The 14,154-nt window shown below is 42.7% G+C and carries 8 protein-coding genes; 4 read left to right on the plus strand and 4 right to left on the minus strand.

Annotation, left to right across the window (positions count from 1 at the left end; genetic code table 11):
* Positions 1–99 precede the first annotated feature (99 nt).
* Complete coding sequence (rpe, locus tag RMZ95_RS30660; protein ID WP_322684187.1) at positions 100–807, plus strand: ribulose-phosphate 3-epimerase; 708 nt, start codon at positions 100–102, stop codon at positions 805–807.
* 995 nt (positions 808–1,802) lie between these two features.
* Here the strand turns inward: rpe and RMZ95_RS30665 are convergent.
* From RMZ95_RS30665 to RMZ95_RS30675, 3 genes are all read right to left on the minus strand, one after another.
* Positions 1,803–2,153, minus strand: coding sequence for a HetP family heterocyst commitment protein (locus RMZ95_RS30665; RefSeq protein WP_322684188.1), 351 nt, complete (start codon positions 2,151–2,153; stop codon positions 1,803–1,805).
* A 1,231-nt stretch (positions 2,154–3,384) separates the two neighbouring features.
* Positions 3,385–3,507 carry a hypothetical protein gene (locus RMZ95_RS30670; RefSeq protein WP_322684189.1) on the minus strand — a complete coding sequence of 41 codons (123 nt, stop codon included), beginning with the start codon at positions 3,505–3,507 and terminating at the stop codon, positions 3,385–3,387.
* Between the two features lie 685 nt (positions 3,508–4,192).
* On the minus strand, positions 4,193–6,601 hold the full coding sequence (locus tag RMZ95_RS30675) for a GH116 family glycosyl hydrolase (protein ID WP_322684190.1): 2,409 nt from the start codon (positions 6,599–6,601) through the stop codon (positions 4,193–4,195).
* A gap of 341 nt (positions 6,602–6,942) precedes the next feature.
* Between RMZ95_RS30675 and RMZ95_RS30680 the strand changes: the two genes are divergently transcribed.
* Entirely contained in the window at positions 6,943–10,134 is a 3,192-nt protein-coding gene (locus RMZ95_RS30680) for a hypothetical protein (protein ID WP_409884194.1), read from the plus strand.
* A 361-nt stretch (positions 10,135–10,495) separates the two neighbouring features.
* Positions 10,496–10,969 (plus strand): hypothetical protein, encoded by a 474-nt coding sequence (locus tag RMZ95_RS30685; protein ID WP_292863455.1) that lies wholly within the window; start codon positions 10,496–10,498, stop codon positions 10,967–10,969.
* Between the two features lie 367 nt (positions 10,970–11,336).
* Here RMZ95_RS30685 and RMZ95_RS30690 read toward each other — a convergent pair whose 3' ends face one another.
* Positions 11,337–11,714, minus strand: a complete 378-nt coding sequence (locus RMZ95_RS30690) for a CU044_2847 family protein (protein WP_322702425.1) — start codon at positions 11,712–11,714, stop codon at positions 11,337–11,339.
* A 67-nt stretch (positions 11,715–11,781) separates the two neighbouring features.
* Here RMZ95_RS30690 and RMZ95_RS30695 point away from each other — a divergent pair.
* The coding region (locus RMZ95_RS30695) for a caspase family protein (protein WP_409884197.1) at positions 11,782–14,154 on the plus strand (2,373 nt) is incomplete at its 3' end.

Below are 14,154 nucleotides of genomic sequence, written 5' to 3' on the forward strand. Positions count from 1 at the left end.
CTTTCTACTCCTGCAAAAAGACCGGGATCAAACTTATGAGTCTTGCTCAATGCTTTGTTACAATGCTTACAGACGAGGACGCTTAAAAACCCACTAGCCATGACCCAAAACCTATCTCAAAAGCCCATTGTAATTTCTCCATCTATCCTATCAGCCGATTTTAGCCGTCTGGGTGACGAAATTCGCGCCGTAGACGCAGCCGGAGCAGATTGGATTCATGTTGATGTAATGGACGGTCGTTTTGTACCTAATATTACGATAGGCCCTCTGATTGTGGAGGCGATTCGTCCGGTTACAACTAAGCCTCTGGATGTCCATTTGATGATTGTGGAGCCAGAAAAGTATGTAGAAGGATTTGCTAAAGCGGGTGCCGATATTATCTCCGTACACTGCGAGCATAATGCCTCTCCACACCTACACCGCACCTTGGGGCAAATAAAAGAGCTTGGTAAGAAAGCTGGAGTTGTACTTAATCCTGGTAGCCCTCTAGAGCTAATTGAATATGTTCTAGATTTGTGTGATTTAGTACTAATTATGAGCGTCAACCCTGGTTTTGGTGGTCAAAGCTTTATCCCTGGTGTGTTACCCAAAATCCGCAAGCTACGCCAAATGTGTGATGAACGCGGTCTTGACCCCTGGATTGAAGTGGATGGGGGGCTGAAGGCAAATAATACCTGGCAAGTTTTGGAAGCGGGAGCCAATGCGATCGTCGCTGGTTCAGCTGTGTTTAATGCTAAAGATTATGCTGAGGCTATTACAGCAATTCGCAACAGCAAGAGTCCTACTCCAGAATTAGCTAAGGTTTAATTCCTTTTTGAATTAACCAATTATTAAATATGGAAGTCAAAAAGAATGTAGAGACGTAGCTGTGCTAGGTCTCTACAAGGATTCTAGATAAATTTCACCAAATGTCTAGTTTTCACAAAAAATAAGGTGGGCAATTTGCCTAGCTTATTTTTTTTATATACAGATAAAAAACTGGAAGCTATTCAAGTTTTGAACTTCCAGTAGTGTTATATAAATTGAAAGTTTAGAAACTAAAGATAATCCCGGTTGGGAGGACTAGGATTACAATAGCCGAAAGAGAAGCGTATAAGCTACTAGTTCTATCAGCCAAGGACAACAATTTCACCGCAACTTTTCTATTTCCGTTCCTGGAATTGATGTTAAGCGTTTGCTTTATTAACTAAAGCAACACCAATCACAGGATAGAAAGTTTTATGAGCATTACTCGCACCGTCTGCAGTCAGTGAAAGCTGTGTAAAATTTGGCTTGGGGGAATCCACCTCCCCAAATTCTCTTTGCTCAGACTTCCTCAGAAAAAGAACCACCAGTAGTAACAGTTGAATTATTGGTCTTGGTCTAGGAGTTATTTACTCCATGAAATGCTGACTACTTTTGTAATCAGTTTGATTTATTTCATAGTTAGAACTAATCGTTGATTTTATTTTTTAAATTAACTTGCTTGCCAAATCACCTCTATTTTGGTTGAAGTTGTGGTTGTTATTAGTTTACCAATATCATTAGTATATATTTGCCATTTTGGCAGATTTTTGCCAAATCTATAAAATTAATGACTGCGATAGAAAACCTGCCATGCTATAAATTTTAAATTAGCATCGCAGGCTTTCAGATAATCAATCAGCTTTAGAGCAGAATCTATTGATTCCAAATACTTTTTAATTGAATCCACAGGATTTCAAGGAAACGTCTTGAACATTTTCTGGTTTTAATGGCGATGTGCTTGATTGATGTTCGTTAATTTGCTATGTCAATCTCTGGTCTAAACTCCCACCAAGGATTTATGCTTTTTGCTTTCTAGCTACTTCTAGATAAGCTAGGTCTTTAATTTTGCTTAAGCAGCTTGATGACACATTATTCTCAGACCGAGAATCATGAGCGTGTTTCAGCATTTTTAGATTTTCAGTTTGCTGTTGTTTTGTTCTATCGGCTTGAGAATTTTCTTTGAGCAATCGATTATAGGTGCGATATGGAATGTAATGGAGAGGATTATAACCACCAAATCGCAGCATTAAAACACATGCCCAGGAATACTTCCCGGCAAGAATTGCCTCAACTACTTTGTCAAATTGTTGAGCTTTTACTGTCTTATCTAAGTTACTACTAATACCAGCAATGTCATGATTCATCATAGTTTTAGTTATCCTGGATGAAGTAAACTATTTTCTTTTTTTGCGATTGTTGGTGTTTCAATTGAGGCGTACAGACTGCACTAGCCTTTTTGAAAAGGTTGAATTGCTTGTGGCCAATTATTAGCAATAGAGCGGTGTGAGATGTTTACAAAAGATAAAAATCCATAAGTAAATGAATTTTCTTGGTTCACACGCTTATATTTCTTACTACTGTTGAATTAGGCAATTTCCGGGAAGTTTGCATATTTTTTTAGACTAACAGAAAAAATATATTTATCTTTGAGCGGTACTAGCACCATTCGTATTTATACTATTTTTTGTCGTTCGTGTCATCTGCTAATTTAGTCTATTTATAGGTTAAATTTACTGAATGTATTCAGATACTTACTTGTGGATTGTGCAGCTTTTAGTTTTGTCCCCTTTGGTTAATTTTTGAGGGGTGTTACCCCTCACCCGATATTATTTTAAAACCTTTATTATTATCGAGTCACTAGAAAATAGTACCATTAACTAGAATGTAAAACAACTCGATAAAAATATTAGTAAATCGGTTATAAAACCATTGCCAGCCATAGGATTGAACCTATTATTTAAATAAGTTCAATTGGATAATAATACTTATTAACCTGGTCTTGATTGGTTTGCAAAAACTACAGCTTTAGCGGATCTCAAGAAAATTGCTGTAAACCGAGCGTGAATATTTCATCATGCTTGGATAGTCATCTTAAAATAGCCCAGACTTCAAATACAAGTTTTGGCTAATAATATATATAGATAATTCTAAAGTTCGTTAGCGGAGTTAATAAAAATATCCGCAAATGGATACTTTTATTAAAAAATTAGTAGTCTAATTTTGTACAATATTAGAAAATTGGAGAATAGAGATAAAGCTAATTAACAAAGAATATTATGAAGTTGATTTAGCAGTGATTTCTCTAATGTCTGAATATTTATAGAAATCCGTTTTGATTCCGAGAAATTATTTGCGTAGGCAGAGAACAAGGAACAGGGAAGTTTTTGCAAAAATTAAATGCGAGTCCTATAGCAGATTTAAAAAATTGAGATTACAAATGTAGTAACAATTGGGCTAAATGGCGTACAAGATCAAAAATCAATATGCGATCGCCTTTATCTCTCCAGACAACTACACAATGAATTACTTGACAACGAGCTATCTAGGGGTTATAGTATGAGTCCAGCTTACTTAAAACTAGTCCTCACTGATAACGCTTCACATCCTGCAAGTTTGGGCTGCTTCTACTAAAGGCTGGTGAAATGCACCTGTGAAATTTACTGGCGTTAAGTTACGCAAGCTGTAGGGGTTTAAGCGTATGCACCAGTGTTGGCTAATCATTGCCAAACACAGAACGCCACAATCTGATGAACTTTGCTGTTGAGTAAAGTAATAGGCACGTCATAATCTAGCTTTTGATTGTGAACGTAGTCTAGGAACTATCAGCAATATTTATAGCTAAAGCTAGTAATATTTGCATTTTTTGAAACAGTAGTCTTAAATTCTCAATGCTTCAACTCTTACCATTACTGAAATTTTCCTTCGCTTCCGGAAACACTCGGAAAATAAAATCGCAAATCTAAATTTTGCTTTTCCAGATGAAGGCAGGTTAAATTTGGTAGGGACGCACATCTGTCATAGGTGTCAACTTAAGGTAGAAGTTATTTAAGAGTAAGGGTTCTATGCCCTCATCCCCTAACCCCTTCTCCCATATTGGGAGAAGGGGAACTAGAGAATTCGCTCCTCTCTTTCCCAATATGAGCGAGGGGCTGAGGGTTAGGACAAAACTTATACAGTCAGAAGATTTCAGCTTAAGTTGACGTGAGTTCGACAAGCCCTTTTTTGACCTCTCCCCCAACCCCTCTCCGATGCGGAGAGGGGAGCCAAAACCCTAATTTCTCGTTGCTTCTCCCTTTCCCACGGGGAAAAGGAGGTTGGGAGGGAGAGGTTCATCGAACTCACGTTAAGTTGACACCCATGACATCTACGTGTGTTGGATCAAAACGAGAATCGCTTTAATACTCAATCAATTAATAACTAAGTAAATTCCCCAAATCGCCATTGGCCGCAGGTAAGTGCTAGCGCGAAAAGTACCAGTTGCGGTGATAGCTTCTGGCGTGCGAAATTGCAGACCATTTTCATAAATTTGCTGCACCACAGCTTGCGTCAACCTCAACGCTTCATCTTTCATTCCCATCTGCACGAGAAAAGCCGCCAGTCCAAAGTTTATCCCCGTCCAAACTTCTAAGGGATGAGTAGCTTGGGGATTTTCTGGTGAACCATCACGACGAACACCATTAGCAGCACCAAACTCACCATTACAGAATTTCAAAAAGCAAGCGTCATAAACTGTTTTCAGGGCAGAGAGGGCGCGATCGCTTGGTACAATATCAGGTAAATCCAGCAGACGGGCGTAGAATTGTCCGCACAATTGATCTGCCATTACCACATCGGAACCACTTTTACTATCAAGTCGGTAATATTCCCCATTCCAGAGTTTTTCTTGGTAAATAGGAAGAGATTGTTGTAACCAAATTTCATAAGTGGATTTTTGCGCCGCCAACTCTGTTGTGTTACCTGTCTGGTAAGTTAATAAAATATCGCTGATTGCGATCGCAGCTTCTAGTGCCGCCAACCACAACCCACCACAATAGGCGCTAACACCTTGTAATCGCCAATCATCAAAAGTTTGGTCGGGTGCGCCAGAATTTTCAGGAATCCCATCGCCGTCGAGGTCAAAAGTTTTCAGGTAGTCGAGGGTTTGAACGATCGCATTCCAGCAATCTGCAAGGAATTCCACATCGTCAGCACCCGTGAGCAAAAAATCACGGTATACTTGCAAGACAAAATCACTACCTAAATCTTTCCATAAATTACAATCTTGATAGCTGGTGTAGTTGGTTTTCTCCCAAACGTGTTCGTTCGGTGCGCCTAAATCGTGGGGTGTTGCACCTGCAACTTTGCGAACTGCAATCGGGCTTTCAGCCTTAATTGTCATATAATAGCCAATGATTCGGGGAGTATCATCACCTTGAGGAATCGCCCGTGCAAATGCCCGAATCACCGACTTTTCTAATTCTGGAAACAGCATCAGCAGGGCAAAAGAGCCATACAATCGCACATCTAGACTTTCATACCAACGGTAATCTAGGCACTCCAGCACTGCAAACTGACCGATGGGGTTAAGTTCTGATGCCGCACTCCAGAGAGTACCGCCGCTGGTGAGATCGTAAAGCTCATTAAATAGAGCCATTTTAAACCAGTTGGGTAAATCTTCCCGGTCGAGAATCGGTTTTTGCCAACTTTGAATTTGCGATCGCCAGGTTTGGTATTCTTGTAACGCAGTCGATGCGATCGCCCAGGCGTTGTTGCCATTTTTACCAAAAAAATCTGTATATCTGCGGTAATAGTTGACTCCAGCCGCAAATTCTACGATTGGCAAATCCCAAGCGACGACAAAGGGAATTTCCAGAGTTTCGCCTGGTTGGAGAGTGAAACGGATTGCGATCGCAGCCCCGATTTGTGTATTCTCTGTTGCTGGAGTCGTATCAACATAATTGGGCAAAGAGCCATCTTGGGCGAAGCTTTGCCATATCTCATCACCCGTACCTTCAGGATTCCAGCGGTTATGATGAAATACTTCCACTTGGGGATGTTTCAGCGTCGCAATACACCAAGTTCCGTCACCTTCTTGCAAAGGTTCATTATTACCAACCCGACCTAAAACACAGCCAAATTGTTGTGTATTTTCAACTATTTGGTTGTAGTTTCCTTGACTTTCGCCCCAGCGCGGTTGGTATTCGTAAACTGGACTACCATCATCGCGTACCCGCACTTCGGGAGATTTTAGAGCATTTGTAAACCAGCCGACCACATTTTGCCAAGTGAGCATAATGCCCAGAGTAATCGGTGTATCTGTCGGGTTGTGGGCATTCCAGAGGAATATTGCCACAGGGTAGCTAGTTTCTTGGTAATTACCTGCCCAGACTGGGGAAAATTGTTCGCAAGTCAACTGTGCTTGAAATATATTTTCATATACAAACCAGCTACGTGGATATAGCGCGTGATAATCGCCCGTTCCCTCTGTGTTGGGAGGTGTCGGATACCATTGCCACGCTTTGAGAGTGTCATCATCGGGCGCTTGCGTAGATAAAGCGTAGGTTTGGGAAGATGTGCTATTGGATTCAAACACACTGAACTGACAAGCGGGAACGTTTTTGAAGGTATGCTCACCGCCATCGATGTGCCACAAGTTAAAATCTCCCCGTGAAGAACGACCGATGCAACCTGCACCAAAGCCGCCTAAAGGCATACCATGCCAAGGGCCATCATCAATATTACTTGCATAGCGGACGGTATAAGGTTTATCCCAGCCTAAGCCGATGGGACGGCTCCAAGTGCAAGAGGGAATTTTTAGAGAGAGTTGATTTGTCATCGCCTAATGTTACAGCGTGCAGTTACGTCAATGAAGACTAGCGCGATGTGAGATTTTTCTCAAGGTAGTAGCACGGTATGCCCATTGGTGTCTACTTAAGCTGAAATTTTCTAACTGGTCGTAGCCCGCCCTTAGACATTGCTGCCGTAATTACTACTGAACTACAAGGTATAGAGCTTATCCCAGTCACTAAGACTTTAATATTGTGCTTTTACTGCGTGTTACTCAACTGCTACTTGAACTTTAAATCTAGAGTTTTTAACTCTAATGGGTAAATAACTCATTAATTTGGGTATTTTAAAGCACAGAGGTAATTTTCTCAATAGTTTTAATAAAACAAGATGACACAATACGCCCTTGTGGTTGAAATTGCTCAGAATGACAACAGTTTCGGCAGCCTGACTAAACCTATTGATGATGCAGAGGCTGTGGTTAACACAGAAAAATTTTTGCTGGTGGTAGATGAGTTTGAGAAAGTATTTACAGTTTGTATAGATAAGGAAGAACGGCAGAGATTTATTGAACTACTGACTGGGGTAGTAGAAATTCATGATTCGCGGTTAGCTGTTGTAATTACTATGCGAGGTGATTTTCTTCAATCCTGTTTAGATAATCCTTCTCTGACTCACCTGATTCAAACCCCAGTAGTTGTTATACCGCCTTTAACTGGAGTTGATTTCAAGGAGACAATCGCCAAACCTGCCCAGCTTCAGGTTCATAGTGTTGAAGAAGCAGGAGCATTAAAAATTCTCCAAAATCTTCAACAAGACCCAGGGAATTTGCCATTGTTAGAGTTTGCCTTAACTAAACTCTGGGAGAAACGCGAGCAAAAGAAATATCAACTTACCCAAGAAGAGTATGAAAATTTGGGAGGATTAACTGCGGTGTTAAATCTCCATGCAGAAAATGTTTATCACTACCAAGATTATGAGAAAGAATATCCAACTCAAGAACGCACTCAGCAAGAAAAGGAATGGATGAAGCAGATTTTTCTGCGGTTAGTGGGAACGGGAGAGGGAGAAAAGGATACCCGACAGCGCCAACCCAAAGCCACATTATTAAATATTGCAGGTAATGATGCCAATCAACGGCAACAACTTAGTGAGTTGCTAGATGGTGAAACAGGATTGGTTAAGGGACGCTTATTAGTTTCTGAGAAAGATGAAAAAGGAGAAGTCTGGATTAATTTAGCCCATGAAGCTTTAATTGAAAGTTGGCAGCAGTTTGCCCAGTGGCGACAACAAGACCGAGACTTGCGACCGTTGAGCGAGTCATTAGAAAATACCCGACGGGAATGGTTGAACGAAAGGCCGGATGACAAATATTTAATCCAAAAGCGATTGCTGGCCCAAGTGAAGGATAGCTGGCAACAGTTGCAGCCCGATTTGCAATCACTCCAACAAGATGAGGATTTTTACCAGCGCAGCGATGCCGACGACAAAGACCGGATTGCGGAGATGGAAAGAGCGCTTACTGAATCCCAGTTGCGAGAAAAAGCGGCTAGAGTAGACGATTTATTGCCCTTACAACCCCTAGATAGTCTAGTTTTGGCAATTCAAGCTATGGGGGAAAATCAAGAGAAACTACCCCAGCAGATTCTTGCATCAGTTCAGAACAGTTTGAATCGGGTAGTGAATAAAGCAAGAGTCTCGATCCCCTTTTGTGGTCATGAAGGTAATGTCTCTTCTGTGGCTATTAGCGCCGATGGGCAGACGATTGTCAGTGGCGGTACTGACGGCACTGTGCGGTTGTGGAATTACCAAGGTCTTCCTTTAGCTGAACCTTTGCGCGGTCATCAGGGTAATGTCTCTTCTGTCGCCATTAGCGCCGATGGGCAGACGATTGTTAGTAGTGGTACTGACGGCACTGTACGGTTGTGGAATTACCAAGGTCTTCCCTTAGCTGAACCTTTGCGCGGTCATCAGGGTAATGTCTCTTCTGTCGCTATCAGCGCCGATGGGCAGACGATTGTTAGTGGCGGTGCTGACGGCACTGTACAGTTGTGGAACCGCCAAGGTCTTCCCATAGCTAAACCATTGCGTGAACATAAAAATGATGTCTTTTCTGTCGCCATCAGTGCCGATGGGCAGACGATTGTCAGTGGCGGTGCTGACGGTATGGTGCGGTTGTGTAACCGCCAAGGTCTTCCCTTAGCTAAACCATTGCGTGGGGATAAAAATGATGTCTTTTCTGTGGCTATTAGTGCCGATGGGCAGACGATTGCCAGTGGTGGTGCCGACGGTATGGTGCGGTTGTGGAATTCCCTAGGTCTTCTCTTGGCTGAACCTTTGTATGGTCATGAGGGTAATCTGAGGTCTGTAACCATCAGCACCGATGGACAGACGATTGTCAGTGGCGGTGCTGATGGTACGGTGCGGTTGTGGAATCGCCAAGGTCTTTCCTTAGCTGAACCTTTGCGCGGTCATGAGGGTAATCTGAGGTCTGTAACCATCAGCACCGATGGGCAGACGATTGTCAGTGGCGGTGCTGATGGTACGGTGCGGTTGTGGAATCGCCAAGGTCTTTCCTTAGCTGAACCTTTGCGTGGTCATGAAGGCAATGTTAGGTCTGTTGCTATCAGCACTAATGGTCAGACAATTGTTAGTGGTAGTACTGACGGCACCGTGCGGTTTTGGAACCACCAAGGTCTTCCCTCAGCGAAACCTTTGCGCGGTCATAAGGGTTGGGTTTATTCTATCGCTATCAGCACTAATGGTCAGACGATTATCAGTGGCGGTACTGACGGCATGGTGCGGTTGTGGAACCTGCAAGGTCTTGCCTTAGCTGAACCTTTGCGCGGTCATCAGGGTTGGGTCTATTCTGTCGCTATCAGTACCGATGGTCAGACGATTGTCAGTGGTGGTAGTGACGGTACGGTGCGTTTGTGGAACCTGCAAGGTCTTGCCTTAGCTGAACCTTTGCACGGCCATCAGGGTTACGTTAATTCTGTCGCCATCAGTGCCGATGGGCAGACGATTGTTAGTGGCGGTGATGACGGCACTGTGCGGTTGTGGAATCGTCAAGGTCTTGCCTTAGCTGAACCTTTACGTGGTCATGAGGGTTTTGTCAATTCTGTGGCCATTAGCGCTGATGGGCAAACGATTGTTAGTGGCGGTACTGATGGCACTGTGCGGTTGTGGAATCTGCAAGGTCTGCCCTTGGCTGAACCTTTGCGCGGTCATAAAGGTTGGGTTTATTCTGTCGCCATTAGCGCCGATGGGCAAACGATTGTTAGTGGCGGTGATGACGGCACTGTGCGGTTGTGGAACCTGCAAGGTTTTCCCTTGGCTGAACCTTTACGTGGTCATGAGGGTTGGGTTTATTCTGTTGCCATTAGCGCCGATGGGCAGACGATTGTTAGCGGTGGTGAAGATGGCACTGTACGGTTGTGGCGCGGTGACTGGCGTGCATGGTTGCAAGTTTGTTGTGACAGGTTACGTTACCATCCCGTCTTCACCAATCCGCAAACAGAGGAAGCAAAAGCCGCCTGCGAAACCTGCCAAAAATATGTTTGGAGTAAAGTCAGCGGGTAAAAACACGGCATTGCTGTGCCTCTAAGAAGGTCTGCACTCGACTCAATTGCAAACGGCTATCAAAGCAGTAACTAAAGAAAGGAGAATACGAAAAAGAGACTTATTATCTTCTCCATTTAGGCTCATAACTCCAGTTTTCACCTTCAAAACTTGGAAGTTCATGCTCAAAACTCGGAATTTTATGTTCACAACTGCAACAGCCGAGATCCAAGGGTAAATTATGGTGAGTGAAAAGCTTAGGCGTAACCCGCACTTTGACAAAGCTCACCCTTTGTCCTTGGAATTTTTATTAGTGTTATTTAAATTTAACTGGTATATGTGGGCACTCTAAACTTAAGCAACATACTGGAGACTAATTTCTATGTCCACAGCCCCAATTAGTGCAACACTAGCGCAATCAGATAGAGATGCTGTGTTGCAAGCGATCGCCACCATTAAAGACAAATTACCATTTTTGATTGATTTAAGTAACGAGGAACGAAAAGCTTTACCCAAAATGGGAGATAAAAGCCGCGCCTTTGTCAGTAAAGCATTGGAGGTGGCGACACAGAACCCAGAGTTTTTACCGCGATCGTTTGACCTTAATGAGATGCGGAAAGACGTACAATTATTTGAAGCTTTGTATCCAGTACTGCTGTCTTTGTCGCAATTACAAGAGTTGCTAGATGATACATCTATAGCAGTGGGTAGTGAAGCTTATGCAGCCGCGTTGCAAGTGTATAACTATGCCAAAGCTAGTGGACAAGGCGCTGGTTTAGATGGAGTAGTTGAGGAAATGGGGCAAAGGTTCGCCCGTAAATCTCGGAAATCCAAGCCTCAAGCAGCAGCGTTGTAGAAAATAGCTCGGCGATGTCTACGACGGGCTACGCCTACGCACTTCTAAGGTGCAATGTTGAGGCTAAGAACTCGGATGTTGGAGTAAATTGCTCGGCTTTCCGAGTTCTGAACTCGAAGTTTCAACCTCAGAACTCGGAGTTTCATGCTTACAACAGCAACATCTGAGATCCAAAGGTGAATGATGGTGAAAAAAAGGCGATCGCTCTCCCTTTGAACTCGGAACTTCGTGTTTTGAACTGCAACAGCCGAGATTCAAGGGTGAATTATGGTGAGTGAAAGGTGTAGGCGTAGCCCGTTGGAAACATCGCTTCCATAATTCTTAGCAGAGTTGAAGGTACAAAGCTTATTCTTGGCAAAGCAAAACTTTAAGTGCTGAAATTTTGCTTATTTTCAGGAAACTTACACTTCACCTCAATTTCAAAATTACTCTCCGCCGAACCTTCAGTTACGAACGGGATACCAGTTTTCCCGCCTATCTTCAAGCCAAACTTCAGAGTCACCTCTTCGACTTCAGCAGCACCTAAATTTTTAAAAGCGCCAATGGCATATTTGGTATAAGCTCGAATTTGATGGTGAACTTCTTCAATTTTGACAAATGCCTCTTCTCGAAAACCGTAGGATTCTTTCTCCTCATCAACTTCCGGTGTGACTATTTCTGGAACAGTTGGCGTTTCCTTTGACTCGAACAGAATTGTATAGATTTCCCCGTCTTCTTCAAAGACTAAACGTTCTATGTTCGACATCAAGCCCTCAGAGTTTAGGTGTATTTAAGTTATCTTATTCTGTAACAGACAATTTAAATACGTATAGATGGCTCGTTACGCGCTTGTTGTTGGCATTACAGATTATATAAATCAGCTTTCCAACCTCACAAAACCAGCTACGGATGCCGAAGCAGTCGCGCAGGTACTAAAGGCGCATGGTGATTTTGAGGATATCGCTGTCCTCAAAGGGAAAGTTAGTACAAATAAGTTGGCTGAAGCTTTAAAAACACTTTTGCAACAACAAGCAGTTAAAAACGAAGCGCTAATTTACTTTACAGGGCATGGCATCAGCGTCTCTGACAGCTTAGGAACACAACAAGCATATCTAGCAACCTCTGACTTGACAATTGTCACTCAAGGCAAGCAAATTATTGAACAAACAGGCGGGATTAGTCTTTTAAGTCTCAACAATTTAATTAGAGACTCCGACTTGAATAGTTTAGTAGTGCTGTTAGATTGCTGTCATAGCGGTGAATTTTTAGAACGCAATCTCATCGAAAAAACTCTTACTGCCTTTATTTCACAGCGCGATTACTACTTTATTGCTGCTTGCAGAGGTTTTCAACAAGCTTATGCCAAAAAAAGCGAACAACACAGTATTTTTACAACAGCTTTGCTGGCTGGGTTGTCAGCAGAGAACACTAACGATCGCGGACAGGTGACAGGCGATCGCCTCTTCGATATACTTGCTACAGAACTCAAAGGTAGTGGACAAGAACCAATCCGCATGGGTTGGGGGCGTTCCATTACTCTAATTAACCACAACATTCAAACACAAGCTCAAACCTTTGAGGTAAAAGAAGAATGTCCTTACCAAGGTTTAAAAGCCTTTGAAGCGGAACAAAAACAGTTTTTCTTTGGGCGCAAGCAGGTTGTAAGGAAGATTCTGAGGAAACTGGCACAAAAGCCCTTTGTCCCGATTATTGGCGCTTCCGGGAGTGGTAAATCTTCTGTAGTTCAGGCGGGTTTAATTCCAGAATTAGATGATAGAGTCTGGCAAATTTTACCGCTAATCAAGCCAGGATTTCAGCCGTTGCAGGAATTGAGAGCAGTTTTGAAAGCATTTTTTCCAGGGGCGAGAAAAGAAAAATTGCTTTGGGAGTTGATTACTAATGAACCGAATCCTTTACCTGTAATTCTGGAGCATCTCACAGGTGCAGACAAATTTTTATTGGTAGTAGACCAGTTTGAGGAATTATTTACTGTCTCTGTTGCTGAACAAAAGCAGAGATTTATTGAATTGCTCACTCAGGTAGTAGAGATGACCGATTCGCGGTTGAAAGTTGTGATTACCATGCGATCGGATTTTCTCGAACCATGTTCAGATTATCCCTCTTTAAATAAATTGATTGAAAATCAGCTTGTTTTGATGCCGCGTATAACTGGAATTGATTTAAAAGAGACAATAACTGAACCTGCTAAACTTCAAGGTCATAGTGTTGAAGAAGGACTATTACTGAAAATTTTAGAAGATGTTGGTAAAGAACCGGGATACTTGCCGTTGATGGAGTTTGCTTTAACTAGACTCTGGGAAAAACGCGACCAACAAAAGCATCAACTCACCCTAGAACAGTATGAAAACTTCCAAGGATTGACAGGGGCGCTGAATTTTCATGCAGAAAATGTTTATTTTTACGAAGATTATCAGCAGGATTCCCCGACTCAAAAACGAAATGAACAGGAGAAAGGCTGGATTCAACAAATTTTCCTGCGATTATTGCGAACTGGAGAGGCAGAAAAGGATACGCGACAGCGCCAACCAAAAATTGAACTGTTAGCCATTGCTGGTAATGAGCAAGAACAGCAGCAAGCATTAAGTGAATTGCTAGATGAAGGATTGGTGAAAGGACGTTTGCTGGTAGCTGGCAAAGATGAACAAGGAAAAGCGTGGATTGATTTAGCCCATGAAGCCTTAATTGAGGGTTGGGAGAGGTTTGCCCAATGGCGACAACAAGACCGAGATTTGCGGCGGTTGAGCGATCGGTTTGCAGATGCTTTACGCGAGTGGGTGAACAAAGGGGAGAATGAAAAATACTTAATGCAGGGGGGATTATTGGCAGAGGTGCGGGAAAATTGGGAAAAGCTACAGTTTTTATCATCACCTCAAGCGAAGAATTTTTATAAATGCAGTGATGCTTATGAACAGCACCAGATTGCCAAACTAGAAAAGGCACTCACTGAATCCCGGTTGCGAGAGAAAGCTACTAGGGTAGAGAATTTATTAATAGTCCAACCCCTAGATAGTCTAGTTTTGGCAATTCAAGCTATGGGTGAGAATCAAGAGAAACTACCTCAGCAGATTCTTGCACCAGTTCAGAACAGTTTGAATCGGGTGATGAATAAAGTAAGAGTCTCTATTCCCTTCCGTGGTCATGAAGGTTATGTCAATTCTGTCGCCATCAGCGCCGATGGGCAGACG

It is taken from the genome of Nostoc sp. DedQUE07, assembly GCF_034530975.2.
Lineage (GTDB): Bacteria > Cyanobacteriota > Cyanobacteriia > Cyanobacteriales > Nostocaceae > Nostoc.